Genomic DNA, 16105 nt, shown 5'->3' on the forward strand with positions numbered 1-16105 from the left:
GTGATTAACAGCTGAAAGCAAATCCGGTAAAGCGCAGTCTTAAGCATAAGGCGCTAAGGAGACCGTAAATGGCTGATACAAAGGCAAAGCTCACCCTGGGTGGTGACAATGCTATTGAACTGGATGTGCTAAAAGGCACGCTCGGTCAGGATGTTATTGATATCCGTACGCTGGGTTCCAAAGGGGTATTCACCTTTGACCCTGGATTTACCTCTACCGCATCTTGCGAATCCAAAATCACCTTCATTGACGGTGACGAAGGTATCCTGCTCCATCGCGGCTTCCCCATCGATCAGTTAGCCACCGAATCCAACTATCTGGAAGTGTGCTACATCCTGCTGAACGGCGAAAAACCGACGCAGGCGCAATACGATGAATTCAAAACCACCGTGACCCGTCACACCATGATCCATGAGCAGATTACCCGTCTGTTCCATGCGTTTCGTCGTGACTCTCACCCGATGGCGGTGATGTGCGGGATTACCGGTGCGCTGGCGGCGTTCTACCACGACTCCCTTGACGTGAATAACCCACGTCACCGTGATATCGCAGCCTTCCGTCTGCTGTCCAAAATGCCGACCATGGCAGCGATGTGTTACAAATACTCTATCGGTCAACCGTTTGTGTATCCGCGTAACGACCTCTCATATGCCGGTAACTTCCTGCGCATGATGTTCTCCACGCCGTGCGAAGAGTATGAAGTGAACCCGGTACTGGAACGCGCGATGGACCGTATTCTGATCCTCCACGCTGACCACGAACAGAACGCCTCGACCTCTACCGTCCGTACCGCAGGCTCTTCAGGCGCGAACCCGTTCGCCTGTATCGCTGCGGGCATCGCCTCCCTGTGGGGACCGGCGCACGGCGGCGCGAACGAAGCAGCACTGAAGATGCTGGAAGAGATCAGCACCGTTGAGCACATTCCTGAATTCGTGCGTCGCGCGAAAGATAAGAATGATTCCTTCCGCCTGATGGGCTTTGGTCACCGTGTTTATAAAAACTATGACCCACGCGCAACCGTCATGCGTGAAACCTGTCATGAAGTACTGAAAGAGCTGGGTACCAAAGATGACCTGCTGGAAGTGGCGATGGAGCTGGAACACATCGCGCTGAACGACCCGTACTTCATCGAGAAGAAACTCTACCCGAACGTCGATTTCTACTCCGGTATCATCCTGAAAGCGATGGGTATTCCGTCTTCCATGTTCACCGTGATCTTCGCGATGGCGCGTACCGTAGGTTGGATTGCGCACTGGAACGAAATGCACAGCGAAGGCATGAAAATTGCGCGTCCTCGCCAGCTGTACACCGGCTACGAGCAGCGTGATTTTAAGTCTGATATTAAACGCTAACAGAGATGCCCGGCGGCGCTACGCTTGCCGGGCCTACGAGTGCGAAATGTAGGCCGGGTAAGGCGTAGCCGCCACCCGGTTTTTTTATTTCTGACAGTGTGGACACCAGTAAAACGGTCGTGAAGAGAGCATTATCCTGTCGATAATCCCGCCGCACCGCTCGCACTTTTTTCCCGCCCGATGAAACACCTTAAAGCGGAACAGCGCCCCGTGATGCTTGTTCTCATCCACCACGCCGCGCGTGTTATAGGATAGCCGCGGAATATCCAGCAGCGCATGGGACAGCGCCTCCAGCTGTTCATCGCTTAACTGAGACGCTTTGTGCTGCGGTGCCAGCCCCACTTCCCACAGAATTTCTACCCGCAGATAGTTACCTAGCCCTGCCAGGAACGCCTGATCGAGCAGTAACCCGGAAAATTGCCGGTTGCGGAATTTGGGTGATAACAATCGGGCTTTGACATCGCTCGCCGTCAGGCGCATATCCAGCACGTCCGGCCCGACCCGCTGTAAAAACGGGTGCGTAAGCAGTTGCTCGGGCGTTAACATTTCTATATCCGACGCGCTGTAGAGCAGAATAGCTTTATCCGCCGTTTGCAGCCTGACGCGCAATACGCGGGTGGTTTGCGGCTGCTCATCCGCATTAACCACTCGCCAGACGCCATAAAGCTGGTTATGGCTATATAACGTCAGGTTATGGGAAAAATGCGTAAGCAACGCTTTTCCGCGCGTTTCAATATGCGTCACCGTTTGGCCCACCAGCTGTGTTTCAAACGCTTTCAGTTGAGGAAAAGCAAACCAGACATCCGTCAGGGTTTTGCCCTTTATCGCCGCCTCGAGGCTATCCGCCGCGCGGCGGATCTTCGGGCCTTCAGGCATTTTTCTGTCCTTATCGTGATTGTCAGGCGCTGACGAGGATCCCCTGTTCTGCAAAGGCCGCCCGTAAGCGGCGCGCAAACTGCAGCGCATGCTCGCCATCACCGTGTAAACAGATCGTATCCGCCTGCACGCTGGCCGTTGAGCCATCAGTCGCGTTGACTCTGCCCTCACGCACCATCTGAAGCGTCTGCGCGAGCGCCTGAGATTCATCGGTGATTAACGCGCCGGGTTGGGTCCGGGGAACCAGACTGCCATCAGGCAAATACCCTCTGTCGGCAAACACTTCCTGACGCGTGGTTAACCCCAGACGCTGTCCGGCGCGAATAAGCTCGCTTCCCGCCAGGCCAACCAGTATCAACTGCGGATTACAATCCCGTACCGCGCGGGCAATGGCGTCAGCCAGAGCGGGATCTTTCGCCGCCTGGTTGTAGAGCATGCCGTGCGGCTTCACGTGGCGTAACACGCCCTGCTGAGCTTGCACAATCGCCTCCAGCGCGCCAATCTGGTACAGCATCTGGGCGTAGACCGTCTCCGGTGGCAGCTCCATCGCGGTGCGGCCAAAGTTTTCCCGGTCGGGAAAGCTCGGATGAGCGCCAATCGCTACGCCGTTTTTAAGGGCATTGCGCACGCTCTCCAGCATGATCTGTGCATCACCCGCGTGAAAGCCGCAGGCGATATTGACCGAAGAGACCAGTGTCATCAGTTGGGCATCGGCACTGCCGCCCTCGCCCAGATCGGCGTTTAAATCAATCTTTACCATCTAGCCTCCACGCCAGCTGTTCCAGATAACGCTGCTGATCCTGACGCGCCTTTAGCGCCTCTTCCAGCGAACATTGCACGAAGTGGATCGGCTGTCCGAGGGGAATTTGCGCCAGATGATAGCGATCGGCCTCAATGATGCAGGCAATACGCGGATAACCACCCGTTGTCTGCGCATCGTTCATCAACACAATAGGTTGACCGTTACCCGGCACCTGGATGACGCCGGGCAACAAACCGTGTGAAAGCAATTCACGGTCAGTCGTGCGGGTCAGCGGCTGCCCCTGCAAACGATACCCCATACGGTTACTTTGTGGTCTGAGCTTCCACGGCGAGCGCCAGAAGGACTCTTTAGAGGCCTCGTCAAACTCATGATATTCCGGCCCCGGTAAGGCGCGGATCTGGTTTCCCCAGAGGAGTTGCTTCACGCCCTGAGTCGTCGAGAAGTGACGCGCAGAGGGCTTGATCGCCAGACGATCGCCATCGCGCAACAAGCGTCCTTCGTGACCGCCAATACCGGCTTTCTGATCGGTACTGGATGAGCCCAGCACCTCCGGCACGTCAATACCGCCCGCCACCGCAAGATAGCTGCGTACCCCGTGCAGAGGACGCTTAAGCGTTAAACGCTGCCCGGCTTTCGCCCGCAGCCGCCAGCCGGTCCAGACCGCTTTGCCATCAAGCGTGGCATCGCACCCTGCGCCGGTTAACGCAAACCAGGTCTCCTGACTAAACTCAATGACACACTGCCCCAGCGTAATTTCGAGCGCAGCCGTATTGCCGGGGTTGCCCACCAGCACGTTAGCAATCTCAAGCGCAGGCCTGTCCAGCGCCCCACAGTAGCTCACGCCAGACTGGCGCATGCCAAAGCGGCCCGCATCCTGAACGGAGGTGTAAAGCCCGGCACGAATAAGCGTTAACATACGCCCTCCTTCTGCGGGATAAAGCGGAGGGTATCGCCAGGACGCAGGAGGACCGGCGATGCCTGACCGGGTTCAAATAACGGCGTGGACGTGTGTCCGATAAGCTGCCAGCCGCCAGGCGAAGCCAGTGGATAAATGCCGGTCTGCTCGCCGCCAATCGCGACGGTGCCTGCCGGCACGCTCAGGCGCGGCTCCGCGCGACGCGGCGTATGCAGCCTCGGGGAAAGCCCACCAAGATACGGAAAGCCCGGCTGAAATCCTAAAAACCAGACAACGTAGTCAACGGAGGCGTGTAGCTCGACAACCTGTTTTTCCGTTAACCCGCAGTGCTGAGCGACCACGCAGAGATCGGGTCCCCCCGCGCCACCGTACACCACCGGGATCGCAATCGTTCTGGAGTCCGGCTCCAGCGCCTCACTCTCTTCCCACCAACGCTGCAAACGTTCAATGGCATCCAGAGCCAGCGTATGCGGGCTTCGCAGCACGACGGTAATGTTATTCATACCCGGAATGGCCTCAACCACTTCAGGCATGTCGGCCAGACGCTGGGTCAGCCGCCAGATACGCTTCTGTGTGGCCAGCGTAACGGGCGGCTCCAGCTCCAGTACCACTGCGGTTTCACCCAGAAGATAACAACGCGCTCGCTGCACTTAACTACCTCTCATCAGGCCGGATTAGGGATATCAATAAAGGTCACATCCAGATCGGTATTTTCCGTCAGCCACTCGCTGAGGGCACGAATGCCGCCACGTTCCGTGGCATGGTGGCCTGCGGCGTAGAAATGGAGCCCCTGCTCGCGGGCGGAGTGAACCGTCTGCTCAGAGACTTCACCCGTAATAAACGCGTCGACACCGAAGCGCGCTGCGCTATCGATAAAGCCCTGCCCGCCCCCGGTGCACCAGGCAACACGCTTCACCAGATCCGGTCCGGTATCACCGCACCACAGTGGACGACGCCCGAGGCGCGCTTCGATCCATGAGGCCAGCTCCAGCCCCGGAACCGGCATCGCCAGTTCGCCCCACGGCACCAGCGGCTCAATTTCGCCCATCACGGTAATTCCCAGTAGCTGCGCCAGCTGTACGTTGTTGCCCAGCTCCGGGTGCGCATCCAGCGGCAGGTGATAGCCGTACAGGTTGATGTCATTTGCCAGCAACGTTTTCAGGCGGTTGCGCTTCATACCGCGAATAATCGGTGATTCGTTTTTCCAGAAATAACCGTGATGGACAATCACCGCGTCGGCCTCCTGACGAACAGCCTCGTCCAGCAGCGCCTGGCTTGCCGTCACGCCAGTAATAATTTTTTGCACCGTCTCACGTCCTTCAACCTGAAGCCCGTTCGGGCCGTAATCGCTGAAGGCGGTGCTGTTCAGTTTTTCGTTAATCAGGCTTTCCAGTTCGCTGTTTTTCATCATGACTCTCTCAAGCTTTGCGGGCGGTTTCATAGGCTGCCAGCGTGGCGACGCGCGCCTGTTTATGGTCAACAATCGGACGGGGATAATCGAGCTTCACGCCCTGTTTATCCGCCCATGTCCACGGTTCGTGGATCGCTTTCGCAGGAACATTCCTGAGTGCGGGCAACCAGCGGCGAATGAAGTCGCCGTCTGCGTCAAATTTTTGCCCCTGGGTGGTGGGATTAAAAATCCGGAAATAGGGCGCCGCATCGGTACCGGTAGAGGCGGCCCACTGCCAGCCGCCATTGTTCGCCGCCAGATCGCCATCTATCAACTGAGAAATAAAATAGCGCTCCCCGACACGCCAGTCGATAAGCAGATCTTTTACCAGAAAGCTGGCGGTAATCATTCGCAGACGGTTGTGCATCCACCCGGTTTCATTTAGCTGGCGCATCGCGGCATCCACAATGGGGTAGCCCGTTTCACCTTTCTGCCAGGCCTGTAAAAGCGCCTCATCGTGCTGCCATTTTACGTTATCGGTCCAGGGAATGAATGGACGATGCTTACATAAATCAGGGTGATACGTCATCAGATGACGATAGAACTCGCGCCAGATAAGTTCGTTAAGCCAGACCGAACCGGCCCCACCGTCCAGCGCCTGAGGCTGCTCGGCCAGCAGACGATGTAAACACTGGCGAGGAGAAAGGACGCCCAACGCCAGGCACGCGGATAAACGGCTGGTCCCTTCAATGGCCGGGAAATCCCTGCGAGCGTCATAGTCACCCGCGCCCTGTTTACAAAACTGGCGCAGCTTCGCGATAGCGGATTTTTCGTTTTCGGGGAACAGAAGCGCATCGAACGCCGCCTGGGGATAATTAAACGTCAGTTCCGGCAGGTCCGTTATCGCTTCCCCGCGGACTGCGGGTGCGGCCACGCACTCCGGCAGCGCCTCTTTAAGGCGTTTAACAAAGGCGTTTTTAAAGGGCGTAAACACTTTGTACATTTCATGACTGCCGGTCATGACGCTGCCCGGTGCCAGCATCACGCTGTCATCAAATCCCTGGCACTGTACATCTTTCAGTGATGTTTCCAGCTGGCGATCCCGCTGGCGTTCATTCACTTCGTACTGATAGTTATAAAAAAGATGCGTGACATGGTTCTGCTGACATATCTCCTGCACCGTCAGAAGCTGCGCGGCAAAATCACTAACCTCTTTATAAATCAAAGGAATGCCTTTTTCGGCAAGCGAGCATTGCAGATCGTTGAGATGCGCGTTGAGATAAGCCGCCTGTCGCGGCGCCATATCATGTTGCTGCCACTGTCCGGGCGTGGCGATAAACAGCGCCAGCACTCTGGCATCCTGAGAGCGGCAGGCTGCCGCAAGAGCGATGTTGTCATGCACGCGCAGGTCCGCGCGAAACCAAACCAGATGGGTGGGCATAAAACTCCAGGCAAATATCCATTATGTCCGTAAGGGCACGCCACCAAAGGAAAAAGCGGCGGGTTTTTACTGTACTTTGCCATGAAGTGTAGACGGGATGAAATAAAAAAGGCCGCCCGAGGCGGCCTTAACGCTACTTGTCCTGCGCTATCGTGGTCAATGCAACAAACCCGGTCGGTTCATCACGCTTAACAACAAGTACGCTGGCGACAATGAACGCAATGCATATATAGCGTTTCATTATGCGGTCCCTGCAGCTAACCGCTCCACCGTTCACCACCGGTGATAAGTCGGTGGACACAAGCCCGGGTAGGTGGGCTGCTTTACGGCTGTAAATACACCTTTCCCTGGACCGATGCCCATGTGCGAGATGGCGGAAAGGGACGAAGCATCATAATTAACATCAACAGCAAAGGTAAGATATTCGAATAAGATTAGGATTTTATAAAGGCTTAGAGGGATTGCCATCTGTTTGCAGGAGGGTATGATAAAAATCCCGGGTAGGGGCTGCAAGACCACCCAACGGACCGCGAATCCTGAGGGACAAAAAAAACCGCCACATTCCTGTTGGCGGTTTTTTTTATTGCTGTGTGTAGTCTTAGTATCAGTAAAAATCGCAGGTCGCTTTCTCGGCCTGATCCATCCACACCGGCTTCTCGCTGGTTTTCGCCCAGACGCGGTGCAGATAGCTGTAAAAACGTGCACGATCTTTCCAGAACAGCATCACCGGCAGAGCCAGCACGCCAGCAACTACGGCGAAAGCGCGACGCATGAACACGATATGAGCCGGATACTCTTTATAAAGATCCATATTTTCTCCCCTATAGTTGGCCGGAAACGTCATCCGGAAAATTCAAAATCTGTGACCTGGCTAAAATAATATCGCTTTGTTTGTAATTTTACTACTCATCCGACCACTTATTTTTATCCATTTAGTGAATATTTACATTCACGCCGTAACTAAGTTACAAAAAAGTTAACGATTTACTTATCAATAGTTAAATTGTGGGCTTTGCCATTTTTATACTTTTTTTACACCCACCCTCCCCATTTTTGCGAAATCTTTGCGCCGAAAATCCTACCGTTAGTACAACAACGAAAGTCACCCGGAGGTGGATTGTGAGTGCAGGTCTTATTGCCGGCATCGTGCTGGTGTTCCTGTTATTGGGTTATCTGGTTTATGCCCTGATTAATGCGGAGGCCTTCTGATGGCTGCTCAGGCGTTTCTGCTTATTGCCAGCTTCTTAGTGGTATTGTTCGTTCTGGCAAGGCCACTGGGAACAGGACTGGCACGATTGATCAACAACGTCCCCTTGCCTGGCACGGGAAGCGTTGAAAAAGGGATCTGGCGCGTACTGGGAATACACGATCGGGAGATGAACTGGCGTGAATATCTGATTGCCATTCTGCTGCTGAATATCGTTGGGCTCATTGCGCTTTTTGCCATGCTGATGCTGCAGGGCAGTCTGCCGCTGAATCCGCAACAATTACCGGGCCTGTCCTGGCATCTTGCGCTGAACACAGCGGTCAGTTTTGTCACCAACACTAACTGGCAGTCCTATTCTGGTGAAACCACGCTCAGCTATTTCAGCCAGATGGTCGGGTTAACCGTGCAGAACTTCCTCTCTGCTGCCAGCGGCATTGCGGTGATCTTCGCGCTGACGCGTGCGTTTGCGCGCCAGAAAGTGAGTACGCTGGGTAATGCGTGGGTGGATCTGACGCGCATTACGCTGTGGATCCTGCTGCCGATTGCGCTGCTGATCGCACTCTTCTTTATTCAGCAGGGAACCTTGCAAAACCTGATGCCTTACGCGCCATATACCTCGCTGGAAGGGGCAAAACAGCTCCTGCCGATGGGGCCAGTGGCTTCGCAGGAAGCCATCAAGATGCTCGGGACAAACGGGGGTGGTTTCTTCAACGCCAACTCGTCGCATCCGTTTGAAAACCCTACTGCCTTGACCAACTTTGTGCAGATGCTGGCGATTTTCCTGATCCCCGCCGCGCTCTGCTTTGCCTTTGGCGACGTGGTCAACGATCGCCGTCAGGGGCGCACCCTGCTCTGGAGCATGTCACTTATCTTTGTGGTCTGTGTCGCGCTGGTGATGTGGGCCGAATGGCAGGGAAACCCGCACTTCCTCTCGCTGGGCGCCGATAGCGCAATCAACATGGAAGGTAAAGAGAGCCGCTTCGGCATTCTCGCCAGCAGCCTGTATGCGGTAGTCACCACGGCGGCCTCGTGCGGCGCAGTCAATGCCATGCATGATTCCTTTACGGCACTGGGTGGCATGATCCCGATGTGGCTGATGCAGATTGGTGAGGTGGTGTTTGGCGGCGTGGGCTCGGGTCTTTACGGCATGCTGCTGTTCGTGCTGCTTGCGGTGTTTATTGCCGGTCTGATGATTGGCCGCACCCCGGAATACCTGGGTAAAAAAATTGACGTTAGCGAAATGAAATTAACCGCGCTGGCGATTCTGGTCACCCCTGCCCTTGTGCTGCTCGGCACCGCGCTGGCGCTGATGACCCAGGCCGGACGTAGCGGCATCTTCAACCCTGGGATTCACGGCTTTAGTGAAGTGCTGTATGCCGTCTCCTCGGCCGCCAACAACAACGGCAGCGCCTTTGCAGGCCTAAGCGCCAACTCACCGTTCTGGAACTGTCTGCTGGCGTTCTGCATGTTTGTGGGTCGTTTCGGGATCATTGTGCCGGTCATGGCGATTGCCGGATCGCTGGTAAATAAAAAAATTCAACCGACCACCACCGGGACATTACCAACCCATGGCGCGCTGTTTATCGGCCTGCTGATGGGCACCGTGTTACTGGTCGGCGCCCTGACCTTTATCCCCGCCCTCGCGTTAGGCCCGGTCGCGGAATACCTCTCTTTACGCTGATTTTGCGGAGAAATTGTCATGAGTCGTAAACAACTGGCCCTGTTCGAACCGTCATTAGTTCGCCAGGCGCTCATGGATGCGGTGAAAAAACTGAGCCCGCGCGTGCAGTGGCACAACCCGGTAATGTTTATTGTCTGGGCGGGAAGCGTCCTGACCACCGCCCTGGCGATAGCCATGGGAACAGGCCACATGCCGGGAAATGCGATGTTTACCGGGGCCATTAGCCTGTGGCTGTGGTTCACCGTGCTGTTCGCCAACTTTGCGGAAGCGCTGGCGGAAGGCCGGAGTAAAGCCCAGGCCAACAGCCTGAAAGGCGTCAAAAAAACCGCCTTCGCGCGCAAGTTACGTGAACCCAAATACGGCGCGCAGATGGACCACGTTCCGGCGGATGAACTGCGTAAAGGCGATGTGGTGCTGGTGGAAGCCGGCGACATCATCCCATGCGACGGGGAAGTTATTGAAGGGGGCGCATCAGTGGACGAAAGCGCCATCACCGGGGAATCCGCGCCGGTTATCCGTGAATCCGGCGGCGATTTCGCCTCCGTGACGGGCGGGACGCGCATTCTCTCCGACTGGCTGGTGATCCAGTGTAGCGTTAACCCAGGTGAAACCTTCCTGGACAGGATGATCGCCATGGTGGAAGGCGCGCAGCGTCGGAAAACACCCAACGAAATTGCCCTCACCATCCTGCTGGTGGCCTTGACCATCGTCTTCCTGCTGGCAACCGCAACGCTGTGGCCGTTCTCCGCCTATGGCGGCACCGCGGTCACCATTACGGTTCTGGTGGCTCTGCTGGTCTGCCTGATCCCAACCACCATTGGTGGCCTGCTGTCTGCAATCGGCGTGGCCGGTATGAGCCGTATGCTCGGTGCAAACGTCATCGCCACCAGCGGACGTGCGGTTGAAGCTGCCGGTGACGTAGATGTCTTACTGCTGGATAAAACCGGGACCATTACCCTCGGTAACCGCCAGGCGTCAGATTTCTTACCCGCCCCAGGCGTGGATGAAAAAACGCTGGCGGATGCGGCACAACTCTCCTCCCTTGCCGATGAAACCCCGGAAGGCCGTAGTATTGTGATTCTCGCCAAGCAGCGCTTTAACCTGCGCCAGCGCGACGTGCAGAGCCTGCATGCCACTTTCGTGCCCTTCACGGCGCAAACCCGCATGAGCGGAATTAACATTCAGGATCGCATGATCCGTAAAGGCTCTGTTGACGCGATCCGTCGCCACATTGAGGCTAACAACGGCCACTTCCCACCGGAAGTGGACAGCCTGGTCGAGAGCGTGGCCCGTCAGGGGGCAACGCCGCTGGTGGTGGCCGAAGGCTCACGTGTGCTGGGGGTCATCGCCCTGAAGGATATCGTCAAAGGCGGCATCAAAGAGCGCTTTGCCCAGCTGCGTAAAATGGGGATCAAAACGGTGATGATCACCGGGGATAACCGTCTTACCGCCGCGGCGATTGCCGCCGAAGCGGGCGTGGATGATTTTCTTTCCGAAGCAACGCCGGAAGCCAAGCTGGCATTGATTCGTCAGTATCAGGCGGAAGGCCGTCTGGTGGCGATGACCGGTGACGGTACCAACGATGCCCCTGCCCTGGCGCAGGCCGACGTGGCGGTAGCGATGAACTCCGGTACGCAGGCAGCAAAAGAGGCGGGCAACATGGTCGACCTCGACTCCAACCCGACCAAGCTGATTGAAGTGGTGCACATTGGCAAGCAGATGCTGATGACGCGCGGTTCGCTAACGACGTTCAGTATCGCCAACGATGTGGCGAAGTATTTCGCCATCATTCCGGCCGCGTTTGCTGCGACCTATCCGCAATTAAACGCGCTGAACGTGATGCACCTGCACTCCCCGGCTTCGGCCATTCTCAGTGCGGTGATTTTTAACGCCCTGATTATTGTCTTCCTGATCCCGCTGGCGCTGAAAGGCGTGAGCTATAAGCCGCTCACCGCGGCCGCCATGCTGCGCCGCAACCTGTGGATTTACGGTCTGGGCGGGCTGGTGGTGCCTTTCATCGGTATCAAGGTTATCGACCTGCTGTTGACGCTGTTCGGCCTGGTTTAAAAGGTGAATCAAATGACGATGTTACGCCCCGCTATACTTCTGTTTATTCTGCTGTCTCTCATTACTGGCGGGCTGTACCCGCTGGTGACCACCGCGCTGGGCCAGTGGTGGTTTAAAGATCGGGCCAACGGCTCGCTGATTATGCAAAACGGTGAAAACCGCGGTTCGCGCCTGATTGGACAGAACTTTACGGATGCCCGTTACTTCCAGGGACGCCCTTCCGCCACTGCCGAAAGCCCGTATAATCCGATGGCATCTGGCGGCAGTAACCTGGCGGGCAGCAACCCTGAGCTGGACAAAGCCGTCGCCGAACGTGTGGCAGCCCTGCGCGCCGCCAATCCGCAGGCCAGCCGCGACGTTCCTGTGGAGCTGGTGACCGCCTCGGCCAGCGGGCTGGACTACAGCCTGACGCCGGTAGCAGCGGCATGGCAGATCCCGCGCGTTGCCGCCGCCCGTCAGCTGACCGTCGAACAGGTTAGCCAGCTGGTTGCAGAACACACGCAAAAGCCGCTGGTCAGCTTCATCGGCATGCCCGTGGTGAATATTGTTGAGCTGAATCTGGCGCTGGACGCGCTAAGGAAAAACTAAATGACCGACGAGCCCATGCGCCCGGATCCGGACAGGCTGCTTGAACAAACGGCTGAAGCCCATCGCGGCAAACTGAAAATTTTCTTTGGCGCCTGCGCAGGCGTCGGGAAAACCTTCGCCATGCTGACAGAAGCCCAGCGGCTTCGGGCGCAGGGGCTCGATATACTGATCGGCGTGGTAGAAACCCACGGACGTAAAGAGACGGCATCACTGCTGAAGGGGCTGGCCACCCAGCCGCCCCGACGCATCAGCCATCGTGGTCGGTTAGTCACCGAATTCGATCTCGATGCCGCCCTCGCCCGACGCCCCGCCCTGATCCTGATGGACGAACTGGCGCATAGCAATGCGCCAGGCTCACGCCATCCAAAACGCTGGCAGGACGTTGAAGAGTTACTTGAAGCTGGCATCGATGTTTTCACGACGGTCAATGTTCAGCATCTCGAAAGTCTGAACGACGTAGTCAGCGGCGTGACCGGTATCCAGGTACGTGAGACGGTGCCCGATCCCTTCTTCGATTCCGCCGACGAGGTGGTGCTGGTCGACCTCCCCCCCGATGATTTGCGCCAGCGCCTGCATGAGGGCAAAGTCTATATCGCCGGCCAGGCCGAGCGCGCCATCGAACATTTCTTCCGTAAAGGTAACCTGATTGCTCTGCGCGAACTGGCCCTGCGCCGAACCGCCGACCGGGTGGACGATCAGATGCGCGCCTGGCGTGACCTGCAGGGCCAGGAACGCGTCTGGCACACGCGGGATGCCATCCTGCTCTGCGTGGGTCACAGCAGCGGCAATGAAAAGCTTGTCCGCACCGCCGCTCGTCTGGCTGCCAAATTTGGCAGCGTCTGGCATGCGGTGTATGTCGAAACGCCCCATCTCCACGCTCTGCCTGAAAACCAGCGGCGCGCTATTCTGAGTTCGCTTCGCCTGGCGCAGGAGCTGGGCGCGGAAACCGCCACCCTTTCCGATCCTCAGGAAGATAAAGCTATTCTGCGCTACGCGCGCGAGCATAACCTGGGGAAAATCGTGATTGGCCGTCGCCAGCATCGCCGCTGGTTTAGCCGCGAATCCTTTGCCGACAAACTGGCCCGCCGCGCACCGGATCTGGACCTGGTGATCGTGGCGCTGGATGATAAACCCACCCCCTTACCGACTCGCGCGCCGGACAGCCGCACCTTCAGCGATAAATGGCGCATTCAGCTCCGCGGCTGTCTTGTCGCCGTCGTGCTCTGCGCCCTGATTACCGTGATTGCCAGCCAGTGGCTGATTGCGTTTGATGCCGCCAACCTGGTGATGATTTACCTCCTTGGCGTGGTGGTGGTGGCGCTCTTTTACGGGCGCTGGCCGTCAGTACTGGCGACGGTTGTCAACGTCATCAGCTTCGATCTGTTCTTTATTGCCCCCCGCGGGACGCTCGCCGTTTCGGACGTACAGTACATTCTCACCTTCGCCGTGATGCTTACCGTCGGGCTGGTGATCGGGAATCTGACCGCGGGTGTGCGCTATCAGGCACGTATCGCCCGCTACCGCGAACAGCGCACGCGCCATCTCTATGAGATGTCAAAATCGCTGGCGGTTGGCCGTACCCCGCTGGATATTGTGCAGACCAGCGAGCAGTTCATCCGCTCGACGTTTCATGCCAGCAACCTGATTTTACTCCCGGACGAACACGGCAAGCTGCGCCCGCTGACGTCGGCCTCAGGCATGACGCCCTGGGACGAAGCCATCGCGCGCTGGAGCTTTGACAAGGGCTTACCGGCTGGCGCAGGGACCGACACCCTGCCCGGCGTACCTTATCAAATTCTGCCGCTGCGCAGTGCCGATAAAAATCAGGGGCTGGTCATCGTTGAGCCCTCCAATCTGCGCCAGCTGATGATCCCCGAACAGCAGCGGCTGCTCGAGACTTTCACCCTGCTGGTTGCCAGCGCGCTGGAGCGGCTGGCGCTCACCACCAGCGAAGAGCAGGCCCGGCTGGCAAGCGAGCGTGAAAGCATACGTAACTCGCTGCTGGCAGCGCTGTCTCACGACCTTCGGACCCCTCTCACCGTCCTGTTTGGTCAGTCTGAAATCCTGACGCTGGACCTGGCGGCAGAAGGCTCTAAGCACGCCCTTCAGGCCAGCGAGATCCGCCAGCACGTGCTGAATACCACGCGTCTTGTGAATAACCTGCTTGATATGGCGCGTATTCAGTCAGGCGGCTTTAACCTCAAAAAAGAGTGGCTCACGCTTGAAGAGGTGGTGGGCAGCGCCCTGAAAATGCTCGAGCCCGGTCTGGGTGGGCGACATATCGCGCTGAACATGCCCGAGCCCCTGACCCTGATTCATGTTGATGGCCCGCTGTTTGAACGGGTGCTGATTAACCTGCTGGAAAATGCCGGTAAATATGCGGGTGCCAGCGCGCGGATTGGCGTGGATGCGACGGTGGAAGATGGAACGCTTCATCTTAACGTCTGGGATACCGGTCCGGGCATTCCTGCCGGGCAGGAGTTGGCTATCTTTGAAAAATTCGCGCGCGGCAATAAGGAGTCGGCCATTCCGGGCGTCGGGCTGGGGCTGGCGATTTGCCAGGCGATCATTGACGTCCACGGCGGGTCCATTGCTGCGGAGAATCGTCCGGAAGGCGGCGCGCGTTTTTGTGTTACACTTCCTCTGGAAACCCCGCCAGAACTTAATGAATTACCAGAGGATTTGTGATCAACGTTCTGATTGTCGAAGATGAGATCGCCATTAGCCGGTTTCTGCGCGCAGCGCTGGAAGGAGATGGTCTGCGCGTTCATGACGCGGGTACGCTTCAACGGGGTTTAATTGAAGCCGCCACCCGCAAGCCGGACCTGGTGATCCTCGATCTTGGGCTGCCGGATGGCGACGGCATCGATTTTATTCGTGAGGTCCGTCAGTGGAGCCAGATGCCGATTCTGGTGCTCTCCGCCCGCACTGAAGAGACGGATAAAATCGCCGCGCTGGATGCCGGGGCGGATGACTACCTGATTAAACCTTTTGGTATCGGCGAGTTGCAGGCTCGCCTTCGCGTGGCGCTGCGTCGCCACAGCGCAACCACGCCAGCCGACCCAACCTACACGTTTAGTGATATCCAGGTTGACCTTGCCGCGCGGCGCATTGTGCGCGGTGAAGAGGAGATCCATCTCACGCCCATTGAGTTTCGGCTGCTCGCCGTGCTGCTCAACAACCACGGTAAGGTACTCACCCAACGCCAGCTGTTAAATCAGGTGTGGGGGCCTAACGCTGTGGAGCATAGTCACTATTTGCGCATATATATGGGACATCTTCGTCAGAAACTCGAAGTTGATCCCGCTCGCCCTCGCCATTTATTAACTGAAACCGGTATCGGTTATCGGTTCATGCTTTGAATAACTATTCATTTTATTTTTAAATAAAAACAAAATCACTCAGATAATATTTCACAAATAACCCAGACATTATTTCTTCGGGTTATTTTCGCTCATTTAAAACATTAGCAAAACAATCCATTAACCAACCACCAACAAATCAGAATTTTGATCTGCGATATTCATCAAAAACGAATATTTATTTCTGATTTGATCGGTTAACGGTGATCTGCTTCACGGTTAATCACCTTTTCCTGGATAAAATGACCATGCTTTCAATTACTGAAAGGAAAATGAAACATGGAAAACAACAATCGTTTAATGCCCCATATAAGGCGGACAACACATATCATGATGTTTGCCCACCGAAACTGCTTCGACTTTCATCTCTTTAATGCCCGGTAGTCCCTCGACTTCTGGCGCACCCGCTTACAGGCCATCCTGAAACATCTTATTTTACAGGCTATTGCCTGTGAACTCGTG

General features: G+C 56.5%; 15 protein-coding genes. 8 read left to right on the top strand and 7 right to left on the bottom strand.

Going from position 1 to position 16105, the window contains the following annotated elements; genetic code table 11:
- Positions 1-68: 68 nt before the first annotated feature.
- Positions 69-1352 (top strand): citrate synthase, encoded by a 1284-nt coding sequence (locus tag PYW49_RS07030; RefSeq protein ID WP_134349103.1) that lies wholly within the window; start codon positions 69-71, stop codon positions 1350-1352.
- Between the two features lie 84 nt (positions 1353-1436).
- On the opposite strand, the gene nei is transcribed toward PYW49_RS07030, so the two are convergent.
- From nei to PYW49_RS07065, 7 genes are all read right to left on the bottom strand, one after another.
- Positions 1437-2228 carry an endonuclease VIII gene (gene nei / locus PYW49_RS07035; protein ID WP_320386068.1) on the bottom strand — a complete coding sequence of 264 codons (792 nt, stop codon included), beginning with the start codon at positions 2226-2228 and terminating at the stop codon, positions 1437-1439.
- Positions 2229-2250: 22 nt separating this feature from the next.
- Entirely contained in the window at positions 2251-2988 is a 738-nt protein-coding gene (gene pxpA, locus PYW49_RS07040) for a 5-oxoprolinase subunit PxpA (RefSeq protein WP_320386069.1), read from the bottom strand.
- Positions 2975-3907, bottom strand: a complete 933-nt coding sequence (gene pxpC / locus PYW49_RS07045; RefSeq protein ID WP_320386070.1) for a 5-oxoprolinase subunit PxpC — start codon at positions 3905-3907, stop codon at positions 2975-2977. The genes pxpA and pxpC overlap by 14 nt, the downstream gene beginning before the upstream one ends.
- Complete coding sequence (gene pxpB / locus PYW49_RS07050) at positions 3901-4557, bottom strand: 5-oxoprolinase subunit PxpB (RefSeq protein ID WP_134349099.1); 657 nt, start codon at positions 4555-4557, stop codon at positions 3901-3903. The genes pxpC and pxpB overlap by 7 nt, the downstream gene beginning before the upstream one ends.
- Before the next feature lie 14 nt (positions 4558-4571).
- Positions 4572-5315, bottom strand: coding sequence for a type 2 GTP cyclohydrolase I (locus tag PYW49_RS07055; protein ID WP_134349111.1), 744 nt, complete (start codon positions 5313-5315; stop codon positions 4572-4574).
- Between the two features lie 10 nt (positions 5316-5325).
- Positions 5326-6738, bottom strand: a complete 1413-nt coding sequence (gene phrB / locus PYW49_RS07060) for a deoxyribodipyrimidine photo-lyase (RefSeq protein WP_320386071.1) — start codon at positions 6736-6738, stop codon at positions 5326-5328.
- A gap of 604 nt (positions 6739-7342) precedes the next feature.
- Complete coding sequence (locus PYW49_RS07065) at positions 7343-7549, bottom strand: YbfA family protein (RefSeq protein ID WP_013097552.1); 207 nt, start codon at positions 7547-7549, stop codon at positions 7343-7345.
- Between the two features lie 308 nt (positions 7550-7857).
- Between PYW49_RS07065 and kdpF the strand changes: the two genes are divergently transcribed.
- The 7 genes from kdpF (at position 7858) to speFL (ending at position 16027) form a co-directional block, all read left to right on the top strand.
- Positions 7858-7947 (top strand): K(+)-transporting ATPase subunit F, encoded by a 90-nt coding sequence (gene kdpF / locus PYW49_RS07070; RefSeq protein WP_014069365.1) that lies wholly within the window; start codon positions 7858-7860, stop codon positions 7945-7947.
- On the top strand, positions 7947-9626 hold the full coding sequence (gene kdpA / locus PYW49_RS07075) for a potassium-transporting ATPase subunit KdpA (protein ID WP_320386072.1): 1680 nt from the start codon (positions 7947-7949) through the stop codon (positions 9624-9626). The genes kdpF and kdpA overlap by 1 nt, the downstream gene beginning before the upstream one ends.
- An 18-nt stretch (positions 9627-9644) precedes the next feature.
- Positions 9645-11693, top strand: a complete 2049-nt coding sequence (gene kdpB / locus PYW49_RS07080) for a potassium-transporting ATPase subunit KdpB (RefSeq protein WP_032641682.1) — start codon at positions 9645-9647, stop codon at positions 11691-11693.
- Positions 11694-11705: 12 nt separating this feature from the next.
- Positions 11706-12281: a potassium-transporting ATPase subunit KdpC gene (kdpC, locus tag PYW49_RS07085; protein WP_320386073.1), complete on the top strand. Its 576-nt coding sequence runs from the start codon at positions 11706-11708 to the stop codon at positions 12279-12281.
- A complete protein-coding gene (gene kdpD, locus PYW49_RS07090) occupies positions 12282-14969 on the top strand; it encodes a two-component system sensor histidine kinase KdpD (RefSeq protein WP_320386074.1) in 2688 nt (895 codons plus the stop codon).
- Positions 14966-15643: a two-component system response regulator KdpE gene (gene kdpE / locus PYW49_RS07095; RefSeq protein WP_134349094.1), complete on the top strand. Its 678-nt coding sequence runs from the start codon at positions 14966-14968 to the stop codon at positions 15641-15643. Before kdpD ends, kdpE begins: the two co-directional genes overlap by 4 nt.
- A 279-nt stretch (positions 15644-15922) precedes the next feature.
- Positions 15923-16027: a leader peptide SpeFL gene (gene speFL, locus PYW49_RS07100; protein WP_003858645.1), complete on the top strand. Its 105-nt coding sequence runs from the start codon at positions 15923-15925 to the stop codon at positions 16025-16027.
- Positions 16028-16105 lie beyond the last annotated feature (78 nt).

It is taken from the genome of Enterobacter chinensis, assembly GCF_034008295.1.
Taxonomy (GTDB): Bacteria; Pseudomonadota; Gammaproteobacteria; order Enterobacterales; family Enterobacteriaceae; genus Enterobacter; species Enterobacter chinensis.